Source organism: Acidovorax sp. Root219 (assembly GCF_001428665.1).
Classification (GTDB): domain Bacteria; phylum Pseudomonadota; class Gammaproteobacteria; order Burkholderiales; family Burkholderiaceae_C; genus Acidovorax.
The window spans coordinates 61,675-75,445 of the sequence record NZ_LMIJ01000034.1; the positions used below are offsets into that span (position 1 = coordinate 61,675).

The 13,771-nt window shown below is 68.5% G+C and carries 16 protein-coding genes; 9 read left to right on the plus strand and 7 right to left on the minus strand.

The genetic code is table 11. The features are described 5' to 3' along the window. Positions 1-139 precede the first annotated feature (139 nt). From ASE28_RS27075 to ASE28_RS27095, 5 genes are all read left to right on the plus strand, one after another. Positions 140-736, plus strand: a complete 597-nt coding sequence (locus tag ASE28_RS27075; protein WP_057269250.1) for a DUF2939 domain-containing protein — start codon at positions 140-142, stop codon at positions 734-736. Positions 737-853: 117 nt separating this feature from the next. After that, the gene (locus ASE28_RS27080) at positions 854-1,603 is read left to right on the plus strand and encodes a TetR/AcrR family transcriptional regulator (RefSeq protein WP_082608272.1); all 750 of its coding nucleotides are present in this window, start codon (positions 854-856) and stop codon (positions 1,601-1,603) included. A gap of 102 nt (positions 1,604-1,705) precedes the next feature. Beyond that, positions 1,706-2,917 (plus strand): efflux RND transporter periplasmic adaptor subunit, encoded by a 1,212-nt coding sequence (locus tag ASE28_RS27085; protein WP_057269252.1) that lies wholly within the window; start codon positions 1,706-1,708, stop codon positions 2,915-2,917. A gap of 17 nt (positions 2,918-2,934) precedes the next feature. Next, on the plus strand, positions 2,935-4,932 hold the full coding sequence (locus ASE28_RS27090; RefSeq protein WP_057269253.1) for a MacB family efflux pump subunit: 1,998 nt from the start codon (positions 2,935-2,937) through the stop codon (positions 4,930-4,932). A gap of 23 nt (positions 4,933-4,955) precedes the next feature. Then, entirely contained in the window at positions 4,956-6,374 is a 1,419-nt protein-coding gene (locus ASE28_RS27095; RefSeq protein WP_235516228.1) for an efflux transporter outer membrane subunit, read from the plus strand. Here the strand turns inward: ASE28_RS27095 and ASE28_RS27100 are convergent. Beyond that, on the minus strand, positions 6,371-6,781 hold the full coding sequence (locus ASE28_RS27100; protein WP_057200884.1) for a GFA family protein: 411 nt from the start codon (positions 6,779-6,781) through the stop codon (positions 6,371-6,373). The two genes, ASE28_RS27095 and ASE28_RS27100, sit on opposite strands and share 4 nt — an antisense overlap. A gap of 266 nt (positions 6,782-7,047) precedes the next feature. Here ASE28_RS27100 and ASE28_RS27105 point away from each other — a divergent pair, with 266 nt between their 5' ends. After that, a complete protein-coding gene (locus ASE28_RS27105; protein WP_157412385.1) occupies positions 7,048-7,395 on the plus strand; it encodes a hypothetical protein in 348 nt (115 codons plus the stop codon). A 146-nt stretch (positions 7,396-7,541) separates the two neighbouring features. On the opposite strand, the gene ASE28_RS27110 is transcribed toward ASE28_RS27105, so the two are convergent. Beyond that, complete coding sequence (locus ASE28_RS27110; protein WP_057269254.1) at positions 7,542-7,901, minus strand: hypothetical protein; 360 nt, start codon at positions 7,899-7,901, stop codon at positions 7,542-7,544. 95 nt (positions 7,902-7,996) lie between these two features. After that, the gene (locus ASE28_RS27115) at positions 7,997-8,206 is read right to left on the minus strand and encodes a DUF3606 domain-containing protein (protein ID WP_057269255.1); all 210 of its coding nucleotides are present in this window, start codon (positions 8,204-8,206) and stop codon (positions 7,997-7,999) included. A 161-nt stretch (positions 8,207-8,367) separates the two neighbouring features. Between ASE28_RS27115 and ASE28_RS27120 the strand changes: the two genes are divergently transcribed. After that, a complete protein-coding gene (locus tag ASE28_RS27120) occupies positions 8,368-8,970 on the plus strand; it encodes a hypothetical protein (protein WP_057269256.1) in 603 nt (200 codons plus the stop codon). Positions 8,971-9,031: 61 nt separating this feature from the next. On the opposite strand, the gene ASE28_RS27125 is transcribed toward ASE28_RS27120, so the two are convergent. Continuing rightward, on the minus strand, positions 9,032-9,346 hold the full coding sequence (locus tag ASE28_RS27125) for a hypothetical protein (protein WP_157422141.1): 315 nt from the start codon (positions 9,344-9,346) through the stop codon (positions 9,032-9,034). Next, positions 9,346-9,744, minus strand: coding sequence for a hypothetical protein (locus tag ASE28_RS27130; RefSeq protein WP_157422142.1), 399 nt, complete (start codon positions 9,742-9,744; stop codon positions 9,346-9,348). The genes ASE28_RS27125 and ASE28_RS27130 overlap by 1 nt, the downstream gene beginning before the upstream one ends. 391 nt (positions 9,745-10,135) lie before the next feature. On the opposite strand from ASE28_RS27130, the gene ASE28_RS27135 reads away from it, so the two are divergent. Next, positions 10,136-11,590, plus strand: coding sequence for a DUF2867 domain-containing protein (locus ASE28_RS27135; protein WP_057269259.1), 1,455 nt, complete (start codon positions 10,136-10,138; stop codon positions 11,588-11,590). A gap of 234 nt (positions 11,591-11,824) precedes the next feature. Next, the gene (locus tag ASE28_RS27140; protein WP_057269260.1) at positions 11,825-12,265 is read left to right on the plus strand and encodes a hypothetical protein; all 441 of its coding nucleotides are present in this window, start codon (positions 11,825-11,827) and stop codon (positions 12,263-12,265) included. A gap of 25 nt (positions 12,266-12,290) precedes the next feature. Here ASE28_RS27140 and ASE28_RS27145 read toward each other — a convergent pair whose 3' ends face one another. Both ASE28_RS27145 and ASE28_RS27150 read right to left on the minus strand, forming a co-directional pair. Further along, complete coding sequence (locus tag ASE28_RS27145) at positions 12,291-12,929, minus strand: hypothetical protein (RefSeq protein WP_057269261.1); 639 nt, start codon at positions 12,927-12,929, stop codon at positions 12,291-12,293. A 64-nt stretch (positions 12,930-12,993) separates the two neighbouring features. Further along, a complete protein-coding gene (locus ASE28_RS27150; RefSeq protein WP_057269262.1) occupies positions 12,994-13,605 on the minus strand; it encodes a hypothetical protein in 612 nt (203 codons plus the stop codon). Positions 13,606-13,771: the final 166 nt, after the last annotated feature.

Consider the following 13,771-nt stretch of genomic DNA (forward strand, 5'->3'; position numbering starts at 1 on the left):
CATGCAGGCATGCAGCCGGCACGAACAACGAACGTGCCTAGTCCTGAAAGCAAGCCGCAGCACAAGTAAACCCCCATCCCCCACCGCACGTTGAAACCAGTGACCAGTCAACAACCAAAAAACCGAGGGACCAACCCACATGACCGCAACGACGAACGCAACAAGCAGCAGCAAGAAAAAAGTCCTGGCCTTCGCAGCGGCCATCGCCGTGGCAGCCGGCGCTGCCATCTACGCCTTCCCCTACTGGGCCCTGCACTCCCTGTCCAACGCCGTGCGCGACAAAGACGCTGCCAAGGTGTCCGAGTACGTGGACTTCGTGCTGCTGCGCGACTCGGTCAAAGAGCTGCTGACCGCGCGCATGGACGCGGAAATGAAGACGCGCGGCGTGCCTGCCGACAACCCCTTCGCCAACTTGGCGCAGACCTTCGTGAAGAGCATGCTCACGCAGGCCATCGACGCCATGGTCTCCCCATCGGGCGTGGTAAGGCTGCTGCAGGGCAGTCCTGCGGGTGGGGCGCCGGTGGCCGCACCGCCATCCTCCACGGGCGGTGGTGGCGCTGAGCGCACCAACGGCAGCACCAGGCCGCGCTTTCATGTGGACTACCGCGACTACTCGACCGTGCACGTGAGCTCCGAGGGGCGCGAGGTGGGCTTCGTCTTCCACCGCTATGGCCTGCTGTCGTGGAAGATGGTGGCCATCAACGGGACACTGCTGGACAAGCCCGGGGCGGACTGACGACGGCCATGGGGTGCCGCCCCGCCCGGTCGCCATGTCCCCGCGCACCCCACAACCCCGTGCCTTGAGAGGCCTTGCTGGCCGAGTTGTCATTTACTGCCAATAGAATGGCGGTAAATGACATTCTCCAGATCCGAAGCTTCCCGCATGATGGTCGCCCGCACAGCCGCCCGGCTGTTCGCCGGCCAGGGCGTGGCTGCCACCAGCGGCGGCGACATTGCTGCAGCGGCCGGTATCTCGGAGCGCACGGTGTGGCGGTACTTTCGCAACAAGGAGAGCTGTGTCGAGCCCCTGTTCGCGCAGACCTGGCAACGCTTTGCGCGCGAGCTGCGCTGCTGGCCGCGCCACCTGGCACTGGAACTCCACCTGGCCGACCAGTTCGCGCTGGACCGGCACACGCCCGAGGAGATTGCGGACATGGTGCTGGTGGTGCGGCTGATTGCCGCGCTGCCTGATGAGCCCGACCTGCGCTCCATCTGGCTGCATTCGTACCACGATGGCGAAGGGGAGATGGCGGCCCTCATCGGCGACCGGCTGGGCCGTTCGCACCATGATTTCGAGGTGCGCCTGTGCGCTGCCGCGGTGATGGGCGCCGTGCGCACGGTGGACGAGGCCATCAGCCGCACCGCGGTGTGCGATGGCCAGGCCTTCACCACGGAGCAGGTGGTCGCGCAGATGGCGCGGGCCATCCGCGCGGTGAGCAACCTGCCGTTCTGCGACCCGGTGGCGGCAAGGCCGTTCGGCGATGCCGCCGCGCCGCCATCCCGCAAGAAACCACCAGCACCGGCACCGGTGCCACGCAAGGCAGTGACCCCCAAGGCAAAAGAAAAAGCCCCCGCCGCAGCAGCCAGGCGCACACCGAGGTGAGTGCGCAGACAACCCGCTGAACAGGCGCCTGGCCAGCCGATCAACGGCTGACCGGCTTCCCTGTCACCCCTCATTTTTCCGAACAGCCTTCAACTTTCTCCCATGCCCATTTCCAAGAAAACACCCTTGCGCATCGGCCTTGCCGTGCTGGCGCTGGCCGCTGCCGGCGCTGTTGTGAAGTGGCAGTTCTTCCCTGCCAAGCCGGCCAACAGCTTCATCACCGCCACAGCCGCCACCGGCGACCTGGAGGACACGGTGCTGGCCAGCGGCACCTTGCAGGCCTTCAAGCAGGTGAGCGTGGGCGCGCAGGTGTCGGGGCAGATCAAGTCGCTGAAGGTGGCGCTGGGCGACAACGTGAAGGCCGGCCAGTTGGTCGCCGAGATCGACTCCCTGACGCAGCAGAACACGGTGCGCAATTCCGAGGCGGCGCTGGCCACGGCGCAGGCCAACCTGCGTGCGCGCCAGGCCTCGCTGTCGCAGGTGGAGCTGGCCTACAAGCGCCAGCAGCAACTGCGCGCGGCCGATGCCGGCCCCCAGGCCGACCTGGAGGCGGCCGAGGCCACCTGGCGCACCACGCTGGCCGATATCGACGCCCTGAAGGCGCAGATGCAGCAGGCGGCCATTGCCGCCGACACGGCCAAGGTGAACCTGGGCTACACGCGCATCGTCGCGCCCATCGACGGCCAGGTGGTGGCCCTGGTCGCGCAGGAGGGGCAGACCGTGAACGCCAACCAGGCCGCGCCCACCATCATCAAGCTGGCCAAGGTGGACACCATGACCGTCAAGGCCCAGATCTCCGAGGCCGACGTGACCCGCGTCAAGCCCGGGCAGAAGGTGTACTTCACCATCCTGGGCGAGCCTGACCAGCGCTACCAGGCCACGCTGCGCGCGGTGGAGCCCGCGCCCGATTCCATCGCCAACGAGTCGTCCCAGTCCAGCGCCGCTGCCACCAGCAACGCCACGGCCACCGCCATCTACTACAACGGGCTGTTCGACGCGCCCAACCCCGACGGCAAGCTGCGCATCTCCATGACGGCGCAGGTCTACATCGTGCGGGCCGAGGCCAAGGGCGTGGTCACCATCCCGTCGGCCGCGCTGGGTGCGCGCAACGCCGACGGCACCACCACCGTGCGCGTGGTCGACGCCGAGGGCAACGCCGCACCGCGGCAGGTGAGGGTGGGCCTGAATAACAACGTCAACGCCCAGGTCACCGAAGGCCTGGCCGCTGGCGAAAAGGTGGTGCTGGGCGATGGCGCCAGCGCCCCATCGGCCACCAACCCGGGCCGCATGCGCGGTGGCCCGCCACGGCAGTGAGCGGGGCAGCGCAAGCCATGCAAGGCAACGCACAACCCAGCGGGGCGGCAGAACCGCAGCCCCTGCTCGACCTGCGCGGCGTGACGCGCGAGTTCCCGGCCGGCGATCAGGTGTTGGCCGTGCTCAAGGACGTGAACCTGACCATCCACGCCGGCGAGATGGTGGCCATCGTCGGGCAGTCGGGCTCAGGCAAGTCCACGCTGATGAACATTTTGGGCTGCCTGGACACGCCCACGCGCGGCAGCTACCGCGTGGACGGGCGCGAGACCGGGCAACTGGCGCCCGACGAGCTGGCCGAGCTGCGGCGCGAGCACTTCGGCTTCATCTTTCAGCGCTACCACCTGCTGTCGGACCTCACGGCACAGGGCAACGTGGAGGTGCCCGCCGTGTACGCGGGCCGCACGCGCGCGCAGCGGCACGAGCGCTCGGCCGCACTGCTGGCGCGCCTGGGCATGGCCGACCGCATGCACCACACACCGGGCAAGCTCTCGGGTGGGCAGCAGCAGCGCGTCTCCATCGCCCGCGCGCTGATGAACGGCGGCCGCGTGATCCTGGCCGATGAGCCCACCGGCGCGCTGGACACGCACTCCGGCGCCGAGGTGATGAAGATCCTCGAAGAGCTGCACGCCGAGGGCCACACCATCATCATCGTCACGCACGACATGGGCGTGGCTGCGCACGCGCAGCGCGTGATCGAGATCCGCGATGGTGCCATCGTGGGCGACACGCGGCGCGAGGGGGCGCCGGCACCCGGCACGGGTGCCGGCCGGCCCGCCAGCCGCGCGCCCACGGGCTTCTTCGCGCGCTTGTCTGCCTTTGGCGACCGCTTTCGCGAGGCCTTCCACATGGCGCTCTTGGCCATGAACGCGCACCGGCTGCGCACCTTCCTGACCATGCTGGGCATCGTCATCGGCATCGCCTCGGTGGTGTCGGTGGTGGCGCTGGGCGCGGGCACGCAAAAGAAGGTGCTGGCTGACATCAGCGCCATCGGCACCAACACCATCGAGGTGTTCTCGGGCTCGGGCTTCGGCGACGTGCGCTCTGCCGCCGTGCGCACCCTGGTGCCGGCCGATGCCGACGCCCTGGCCGCCCAGCCGTATGTGGACAGCGTCACGCCCAACCTCAACGCCGCGGCGCGGCTGCGCTGGCGCAATGTGGAGCTGACCGGCACGGTCAACGGCGTGGGCGAGCAGTACTTTCGCGTGAAGGCGGTGAAGCTGGCGCAGGGCACGGTGTTTGACGCCAGCGCCGTGCAGGAGCGCCAGCAGGTCGCGGTGATCGACGACAACACCCGCGCCAAGCTGTTCCCCAACCTGCCCAATCCGGTGGGCGAGGTGGTGCTGCTGGGCAGCGTGCCGGTGCGCGTGATCGGCGTGGCCGCCAAGAGCGACAACGCCTTCGGCAACAGCGAGGCGCTGAACGTGTGGGTGCCCTACACCACGGCCATGGGCCGCATCGTGGGGCAGAACTACCTGCGCAGCATCACCGTGCGCGTGGCCGACACCGCCCCCATGGCCGCGGCGGAGCAGGGCATCAACCAACTGCTCAAGACACGCCACGGCCGCGAGGACTTCTATGTGCTGAACACCGACAGCATCCGCCAGACCATCGAGACCACCACGCAGACGCTGACCCTGCTGGTCGCGTCCATCGCCGTCATCTCGCTCATGGTGGGCGGCATCGGGGTGATGAACATCATGCTCGTGTCGGTGACCGAGCGCACCCGCGAGATCGGCGTGCGCATGGCCGTGGGCGCGCGCCAGGGCGACATCCAGCAGCAGTTCCTCATCGAGGCGGTGCTGGTGTGCCTGCTGGGCGGTGGCCTGGGCATCGCCATCGCGCTGGGCCTGGGCGCGTTGATCACCAGCGTGGCGCCGGTCGTGCCGCTGGCGTTCTCCGTGAGCTCCATGGTGTGGGCGTTCGCCTGCTCCACGCTGATCGGCGTGGTCTTCGGCTTCCTGCCGGCGCGCAGCGCGGCGCGCCTCAACCCCATCGATGCGCTTGCACGCGACTGATGAACATGAAGGACCGACTGCACGTGACGACCATCAAAAAAACCTCCTTCGCCCTGGTTCCCCTGGCGCTGGCCCTGCTGCTGGCTGGCTGCGCCGGCACGCGCACGGCCTACCAGGCGCCGGGTGCCACCGTGCCTGCCGCCTGGCAGCAGCAACAGCCTTCGGCGTCAGCCACTGCCCAACTGCCCGACCAGTGGTGGCGCCAGTTCGGCGACCCCGCGCTGAGCCAGGTGGTCGAATCCGCCCTGGCCCGCAACAACGACCTGGCCGCCGCCGCGCTGCGCGTGCGCCAGGCGCAGCTGCAGGCCGGCATTGCCGCCACGGCGCTGGCCCCCACGGTGGCGGGGCGCCTGTCCAGCAGTGCATCGCGCCGGCTCGAAGGCGGCAGCAACGCCACGGCGCGCAGCAGCGGCGCATCGCTGTCGGCCAGCTACGAGGTGGACCTGTGGGGCCGCGTGGCCAGCACGCGCGACGCGGCCGAGTGGGCCGCCCGCGCCAGCGCCGAGGACCGCGAGGCCGCCGCCCAGGCCCTGGCCGGCACGGCCGCAGGGCTGTACTGGCAACTGGCCTACCTGAACCAGCGCGTGGGCAGCGGTGGCGACAGCCTGGCCTATGCCCTGCGCACGCAGGAACTGGTGCGCGCGCAGTACGACGCGGGCGCGGTGTCGGCGCTGGAGCTGCGCGAGGCCGAGCAGACGGTGGCCAGCCAGCGCGCCGCCCTGGCCCAGCTGGAGCAGCAGCGCGTGGAAACGCGCAACGCCATCGCCGTGCTGATGAACGCGCCCCCCGGCGCCACCACGCTGGCCGAGGTGCTGCCCGCCGAGCCCCAGCGCCTGCCCGAAGCCGCCTTGCCCGCCGTGGCCGCAGGCGCCCCCGCCGAGCTGCTGGCCCGCCGCCCCGACCTGCGCGCCGCCGAGGCCCGCCTGCGCAATGTGCTGGCCAGCGGCGACGCCACCCGCGCCAGCTACTACCCCGCGCTCAGCCTCACGGGCGAGCTGGGCACGTCGAGCACCTCGCTGCTGCGCCTGCTCTCCAACCCCGTGGCCAGCCTGGGCGCGGGCCTGAGCCTGCCCTTTTTGCGTGCACAGGAGATGAAGCTTTCGGGCCAACTGGCCACTGCACAGTACGAGGAGGCGGTCACCAACTTCCGCCAGGCCTTGTACACCGCCTTCGCCGACGTGGAGAACGCCCTCTCGGCCCGCACCCAGCTGCTGCGCCAGGGCGAACAACTGGCCCTGCAACTGACCGCCGCCCGCGAGGCCGAGCGCCTGTACGAGGTGCGCTACCGCGCCGGCTCCACGGGCCTGCGCACCTGGCTGGACGCGCAGCAGCGGCGCCGCACGGCGGAGCTGGCGGTAGAGGAGAACCGTCTGGCGCAGCTCAATGCGCTGGCGGTGGTGTACCGGGTGTTGGGGGGTGGGGTGGGGCCGGCAGTGCCCTAGCCTGGCTGCCCCGGAAAGCTTTCCACCTTTTCCGAGAACGCCACCCACGCGCGGCGCCGCTGCGTCCATATCTGCCGCTGGGGCGTGCCCAGCTCGTCCCGCTGTTTGAGTACCCCGGTGCGCAGCGAATAGGCCGTCGGCGCTTGCTCCGCGCAGGCATACAGGGGCGTGCCGCAGTGTTCGCAGAAGGCCAGCAGCCGCCGGGCGCCGCTGTCTGCCGTCTTCACATAGGTGCGGGGCGTGCCCTGCAGCAGCCGAAAGCTGGCCGCAGGCGCGGAAATGTTGGCGCGGAAGGCAGAGCCCGAGTGGATCTGGCAGTCCGTGCAGTGGCAGATGGTCATGCTGCCCGGCTGAACCTCGGCTTCGTACGCGATGGCGCCGCAATGGCATTGGCCTTGAACTTTCACGGGGGTTCTCCTGGTGGGCTGGCCATTTTGCCCCGGCCGCGCGCTTGCATGGCCACCTGCGCCGCCGGATAGTTCCCCGCTGATTCAGGCAAAAAAGCCGGTTTCCACGGCCTTGCACCCGCCACTGGGGCTGGCCTGCCTGGCTGAAAATACCGGTGTCAGTCTGCGTGCCAGATCCTTGCCAGCCCGCCAACCACGGTACGCCGACCTTTGTGAATGACGCAAGCTGCGGGCACCCGATCACACCATCTGCTGGAAACATGCCCGTGCGCCGCCTTGCCCTGACCCTCGCCTTCATCGTCTGGAACGCCCTGGGGGCCGTGGCCCACGCCGGCGACCGCTGCCGGGGCGACTGCCAGGGCGCGGGGCTGGCAGTGCTGATCCTCATGCCCCTGCCCATCATCTTTGCCTACTTCTGGGGCCGCAGGACGGATGGGCCCGACCTGGGCCAGATCCTGGCCTACGTGATCCAGGGCGGTGTCGTCGGCTTGTGCGTGGCGTATGCGCTGCTGGGCCTGGGGGCGCCGCGCTGGGGTGCGTGGATGGCGATCGGCCTCGCCGTGTACGCCATTTTCGCGGCGCGCATTCACCCCCGGCGGCATGTGAAGGCCTAGTGTCCCGAGTTAGAAATTCGTTGAATAAATCTACCGACAATCCCCGCCATGCGTCGTTGCAAATGCTCGCCATGCTCCCAGCATGGCTGTNACCTGGCAGCGATTTCGGCAGAATTCTCTCGTCAACGAACTTCCAACTCGGGACACTAGCGTTCGGGCTTGCCGGCCAGCAACGAGCGCTCCAGTTCTGTCTCCAACTGGTCCAGCGCCAAGCGCGTCTCGCTGCCTTCGATACAGGCCACTTCACGTTCGCAATCCACCCAGGCCGCCAGGCTTGGGCGTGGCTGGTCTCCCGGGTACTTGCGCAGGGCGATGCGCACCTGGCTGCCTGTCCAAGTGGAGCCATCTGCGGACCAGGAAGAGGCCACAGGTTTGAAGAGCACCCGGTCGCTGTTCAGGTCGCGCACCTGCGGGGTCAACACCCAGTGGGAGTTGCGCGCCTCCCAAGGGTCGACCTGGAGCGCGAACCGTCCGTCTGCCGAAGTCGATTGGTGCTCGTATGCCACTGGGCGTTCTCCTTGCGTTGCTGTGCCATGGGCCGATTCTGGCCGATGGCCATGCCAGCAGGCCCGCCGGGCAGCGGAGGCAGCGGCGGCTGGCGTCAGGTGGCGGCTGCCAGCCATTGCCACGGACCCTTGCCGCCGTACAGGTAGTTGCGCACGGCCTGCGCCGAGTTGCCTACGGCAGACATGGCTTCGAGGAGGTCGGCTTCCGAGCAATCGAGCGATTGCATCCATTCGGCCAAGCCGCTCTCCTGCGTGGCGATGATGGGGTGGGGATCAGCGAGGGCGATTGTCTGGCGGCGTGGCATGGCGGCTCCTTCATGGGGGGGAGGGGGTACGCATCTCGGGGGCTGGTGGTGAATGGTCGCGAACGACGCGGCCTGGCCTCGTAGGAAAAGCACCCGTTCGGGTTACGTCAGCGGGCAATTTCTGGCTTGTTCGGTGCGCGCCCGCGTGCTTTGATCAACCGATGGCCAAGTACGACAACGGGCAAGAAGCGCCGGCACCCACCATGCCCACCCGGCGGCTGGTAGCGCTGGCCGCTCTGGCGGTTGGATGCGGCCTGCTGGCGGGCTGCGGTGCCTTGCCCGGGCGCGGCGTGCACCCGGTGCACGAAGGTCCCCTGGAGGCCGTGCGCCTGCCGATGGAGTTCCACGGCGAAAAGGTATGGCCCCATGCCGAGTACGTGGCGCGCACCGAGGCCCAGTGGGAGCAGGCGTGGAGCCAGGGGCGCAGCACCGACCCGCGCAACGAAGTGCGCCCGCGCGACGGCCGGCCCATGGTGGATTTCAGCCGCCACATGGTGATCGGCGTCTCGCGCGGCTACGGTGTCCAGTGCACCTACCTGGATATCCGTGATGTCGTCGAGCGGCCGGGCGAGATCGAGGTGCAGTTCGTGCACCTGTGGCCGTCGCGGGAAGAGCTCGATGAAGTGGAGCAGCAGATGATGGACCGGCCCAGCACCACCATGTGCATTGCATCGAGCGTTCTCCTCGTGCGGTGGTACCTGCTGCCGCAGAGTTCCAAGCGCGTGCGCTTCGTGCGCATCCGGGCCAGGGGGCCCGACGGCTGACGTGGTTGGCGGCCTCCGCCGGGCATGGGAATGACCACAGCCAGGGGCAGGGCAGGGGGGCTCATCGCCCCAGCGCCAATTTTGCTGCGGGCTCCTGGTGGCACTCCACCGTGTTCGCATTCACCCACTCGTAAGCCACCCCATGCCCGCACACGAATTGCGCGGCCATGTGCCGGCGCTGCTCCGTGCTGGGCTGCCGTGGCAACTGCTCCTGCGCTGCGGCCTGCTGCTCCAGGCGCTCGCGCCGCACTGTGTGCTGTGCGTCCTCGTGCATCGCCCACAGCAGCGTGGACCCGATGGTCAGGGCGCCGAGCACCAAAATGGCGTTGGCAGGCGTGACGACGCGCCTGGGGTCCTGCATTTCCGGCCGTTCCATCACGCGGCCTCGGTATGCGTTTCGGCCCAGGTGCGGGCCAGCACCTCGATGGCCTCGCGCGCGAGTGCATGGCCCTGCTGGGCGCAAGTGACGAGGGCGTGCATGGCGCGGGTGTCGTTGTCGCGGTAGTCCATCGCAGACAGCAGGCGCGCGTAGTCGCCGCCACGCGCAAAGGCCAGGGTTTCGCGGTGGGCGGCGTCTTCGGCGGCGTACTGCGCGTCGGACGCTGCAGCGCGCGCTTCGTGGTGGTGGACCGCGTCGCGCACCGGGTCGTTGGCGCTGCGGCAGAACAGGGCCCTGTCCCTGTCCGTGCCCTTGTCCATCCCGGTGGTCGGCGGGGTGGCGAAAGGTGGGCGATACGGTGCGGCGGCGGTAGCAGGGTACAAGGCGGTTTGCATGGTGCGGTGCTCCTGGCAGAGGGGCCATGCCATCCGGCCTGTGACCGGATGGCATGGGATCAGAGGGAGAGGAGAAGGCGGCAGCCCCTGGCGCGTGCTGACGGTGGATGGATGAATGAACGAATCAGATCGGTTGACGCCGCAGTGCGCAGGGGCTGCCATGGGGTCTATTGTTTAGTAATTTCTAAACCAAGTCAAGATAAAACTAGACTGCAGTTCAGGAAAGTCTTGACCACCTGGATTGCGCCGTTATGGCGTAGTTCATTTGTTAAGGTTGCAATTAGGTAATTAACTAAATATACTAAGTTTGAAGGCCGGCCATGTACCGCACTTGCAGCTTGACGAACACCCCAGAACCTCCAGGCCGCCGCCAGAAGAAGGAAGCCGACGCATGAACAGCACCATGACCACTGCCACCCTGGGCCGTGCCCACCCCGTACTGCGGTTGACGCGCGAGACGGCGACCTTTCCGTTTGTGGCGCTGCCCACGCGGCCGGGCGCGCTGCCCATCGAGGTGACCCTGCTGGCCCGGTTGGGCCGGGGTGCGGGCACGGGCATGTGCCGCGACATGATGGCGCGCCAGGGGCAGCACGTGCGCTTCATCGACGCGCTGGACGAGCCTTCCGCCAAGCTCGGTGGCAGCGACTTCGCCAAGGGAGATGCCACGGCGCTTTACAGCTTTGGCGTGGGGCAGGGCGGGCACTCGTTCCACCGGCATGCGGGGCACCGGGTGTTCACGGCAGTGTCGGGCAGTGCCGGGGCGCAACTGCGCTTTTCCAGTGCCACTCCGCAAGAGATCGCGCGCGACCCGGCGGCCTTTGTGCGGGCGCTGCGCCATGTCGATGTGCCGCCAGACTGTCTGTTCACCGTGCGCTTTTCGGGCGAGAACTGGCACCAGTTCGTGCCAAGCGTTCAAGAGGCCGGGCACCCGGCGTTCTTTGCCCTGTCCACCCACACCAACGAGCTGGGCGGCGAGCTCAGCGCGGCGCTGCGCAGCAAGGTGCTGCAGGACCAGGGCGACATCCCCTCGCTGACCGAGCTGCTGCCCGACGCCGTGCAGACCCTGCTGGCCAGCGCGCCGGTGCAGGCCCGGCAGGTGCCCACCACGGTGCTCTCGCTTGGCGAGCGGCCTGGCGGCTGGCTGGCGGCTGCGTGCGGTTACTACCGCGCACAGGCGGGCCGTTTGGGCCCTGCGCTGGCGAGCGTGTTGGCGCCCCTGCAGGGCGGCGGCTATGTGAGCGAGCTGCGGCCCAGTCGCGTGCAGGAGCAGCCTGGCCTGCCAGCGGACAGCCTGCTGCGCCAGGCGCTGGCCGGCCATGCGCTGCACCACGAGGACTACTTCACGTTGGTGACTGCGCCCCCGGCAGGCGCTGCGCCGGAAGCCGCAGTTCTGCTGGCCGGCCTGCTGGGCAGCTTTCTCGTGCACCGGCACCCAGGTGTATCGCGCATGATGGCCGTGCGCAATGCCGTGGTGCGCCCGCTCGGGCTGCGTCGCTCACCGCTGGCTTGCCCCGTGTCGTCGCTGCAGCCGCCCACGGCAGGCCAGGCCATGTCCGAGGGCAGCTTGCTGTTCGCCGGCCGCTACCCTGTGCATTCCAGCCAGGTGGCGGCCGATGGGCGCAGCGCGCAGGTGCTGCTGGGCGCAGACGACAGGCACCTCGCGTTTCGCTCGTGTGTGGGCGTGCGCTGCCTGGACGACGGCCGCGTGGAATACTCGCTGGCCACCCGTGTGGCCTGCCGCAATGCCTTTGGCCGCCTGTACATGGCGCTCATCGAGCGCATGCACCGCAGCTACATTGCTCCGCACCTGCTGCAGGTGGCGGTGGAGGGGATTGAGGGGCGGTAGGCCGCGTCGATCACAGGGGGCCGGTACTGGCGGATTTGTCTGGAGCGCGGCTATATTGCAAGCAGTGGCGCGAGGCAAGGGCCTGTGCCGTGACGGCAGTGTCTGGCCCTCAAGGCTGGCCGATGCCCAGCTCCACGCGCTGCGCCTGGCGCTGCAGCGGACCTTTGCCGGGCGCACGTGCTTCCACGACAGGGCCTGACCGTCGCCTGACCTGTAGCCACCTTGGAGATTGCCATGACCACCCTGGTGCAGCTCTCTGAACTCATCGACGCCTTCCAGTGGACCAGCGCCACGGGGCCGCTCGAGAACGCTGCCTTTGTCGACCGCAAGACCGGAAGGATCTGGTGGGTCGGCGGCGATTGCGAAGATGAGGACGACCCGGTACCCGACGACCTAGAGGATGGGTCGCTGTACCTTGCCGTGCCGGACCCAGCGGGGTTGGGGCTGGGACGGCGCCTTGCCTGGCGCTTCGCCGAGGAGCAGGCGCCGCAACTGGCCGAGCGGGTGTACCGCTGTTTCGAGCGGGCGGGCGCCTATGGCCGGTTCAAGGGTCTGCTGGAGGACCATGGCCTGCTGCAGGTCTGGTACGACTTCGAGGCCGCTGCCACCGAGCAGGCCTTGCGCGAATGGGCGGCCGAGAATGGATTCACGCTTGTGGAGGCGCGCCCACTGTGACGGGCGGCTGCGCCGCGGTCAACAGTCAGCGCTTGCCGGTGCCGCGGTAGCGCAGCGTATCGATCGCCAGCGCAAAGCCGGGCTCCACGGCCTTGGCGGATTCGTCGGCCACCTGGGTCATGATGATGGCGGTGGTCTCGCCCAGGTTGGCCTTGAAGAAGCGCGCCTCGTGCGGCAGCTTCAGGCCCTGCAGGCTGATCTCGAAGCGCTGCGAGACGCCCTTGCTCTCCTGGCCTGCCACTTTGCGGGTGAGGGGTGCCGTGGTCACGGGGCCAAAGCGCAGTTGCTGCGCGACTGCGCTGGCATTTTTTGCGGATTCGGCGCGGTTCTTCGCCGTGTTGGCTGCGAAGGCCTCGATGTTCTGGTCCTTCAGGAAGGGGCTGAACATGAAGGTGACGACGGCCTCGTCGGGCCCTTCGAGGTCGATGCTGCGCAGGCGGGTTTCGTCCTGGGCGACCGAGTCCTCGGTCACCTTCCAGCCGGCGGGGTGCTCGAAGCTCACGCCGTCCTTGCTGTAGGTGGTGTTGGGCGCGGCCAGGGCGGGCTGGGCGAGGCCGGCCAGCAGCAGCGTCATCATCATCATCATGAGGCCGAGGGCTGCGGTGGTGACGCTGCGGCGTGTGGCTGCGCGGATGGTCGGGAGCGGGGTCGCGAAGAGGGACATGGTGCGGTGCATGGGTGGGGAGAAGGGGCAGTCAGGAAGGGTGGGGGCTTGTTACTACATGCCCCTACCGCTTGGCGCGGTAGCGCAGCGTGTCCATCACCAGGCCCAGGGCGGCGTCCACCTGCCTGGTATCTTCGGCCATCGACTGGGTCATGAGGTTGGCGCTGCTGGCATCGCCGAAGTCCATGGAGAAAAAGCGCGCTTCGAGCTGCACGGTTTCACCCCCGGAGGTGTAGCCGAAGCGCTGCAGCACGCCCTTGATTTCCTTGCCGCCCACGCGCCGGATGATGGCGCTGGAGGCCAGGCCCGTGGGGGTGATCTTGTCCGGGCCCTCCTTGGCCGCAGCGCCCTTGTCCATCTGCGCGCGGTGCTCAGCGGCGCGCGTGGCCAGGGTCTCGATGTTCTGGCCCGACAGGAAGGGGATGAACATCAGGCTGATGATCGCGTCGCCGGGGCCTTCGAGGTCGATGCTGCGCATGCCGGCGCCGTCTTTCTCGATCTCGTCGGTCATCACCTTCCAGGTGGCGGGGTGCTGGAAGCTGACACCGTTTTTGCTGTAGGCCTTGGGTGGTGCGGCCTGGGCGGGCAGGGCCAGCCATGTCAGGGCGGCGGCCAGGAGCAGGGTCAGGGCGCGCAGCAGGTTGTTGGTGGGCGGGTGCAGGGTGGGGGAGTGCATGGGGGTGTGGGGTTTGCCGGGGGCGGGGGCTTGGGTTGGGCTGGTGGATTCTCGCATTCGTGTGGGGGTGTAGGCAGGGGCGATGGTTGATGCATGCTGTGATGAAGGGCGGGAGCCGGGGTGTGCGCCCGGCGGCGCACCTACCTTCTTTTGCTTCGTCAAAAGA

Excerpts from the sequence above, each read along its gene's own strand:
- ASE28_RS27090 (WP_057269253.1), top strand. The coding sequence starts at position 2,935 with ATGCAAGGCAACGCACAACCCAGCGGGGCGGCAGAACCGCAGCCCCTG.
- ASE28_RS27085 (WP_057269252.1), top strand. The coding sequence starts at position 1,706 with ATGCCCATTTCCAAGAAAACACCCTTGCGCATCGGCCTTGCCGTGCTG.
- ASE28_RS27125 (WP_157422141.1), bottom strand. The coding sequence starts at position 9,346 with ATGGAACGGCCGGAAATGCAGGACCCCAGGCGCGTCGTCACGCCTGCC.
- ASE28_RS27150 (WP_057269262.1), bottom strand. The coding sequence starts at position 13,605 with ATGCACTCCCCCACCCTGCACCCGCCCACCAACAACCTGCTGCGCGCC.
- ASE28_RS27135 (WP_057269259.1), top strand. The coding sequence starts at position 10,136 with ATGAACAGCACCATGACCACTGCCACCCTGGGCCGTGCCCACCCCGTA.
- ASE28_RS27120 (WP_057269256.1), top strand. The coding sequence starts at position 8,368 with ATGGCCAAGTACGACAACGGGCAAGAAGCGCCGGCACCCACCATGCCC.
- ASE28_RS27140 (WP_057269260.1), top strand. The coding sequence starts at position 11,825 with ATGACCACCCTGGTGCAGCTCTCTGAACTCATCGACGCCTTCCAGTGG.
- ASE28_RS27145 (WP_057269261.1), bottom strand. The coding sequence starts at position 12,929 with ATGTCCCTCTTCGCGACCCCGCTCCCGACCATCCGCGCAGCCACACGC.
- ASE28_RS27075 (WP_057269250.1), top strand. The coding sequence starts at position 140 with ATGACCGCAACGACGAACGCAACAAGCAGCAGCAAGAAAAAAGTCCTG.
- ASE28_RS27130 (WP_157422142.1), bottom strand. The coding sequence starts at position 9,744 with ATGCAAACCGCCTTGTACCCTGCTACCGCCGCCGCACCGTATCGCCCA.
- ASE28_RS27080 (WP_082608272.1), top strand. The coding sequence starts at position 854 with ATGACATTCTCCAGATCCGAAGCTTCCCGCATGATGGTCGCCCGCACA.
- ASE28_RS27115 (WP_057269255.1), bottom strand. The coding sequence starts at position 8,206 with ATGCCACGCCGCCAGACAATCGCCCTCGCTGATCCCCACCCCATCATC.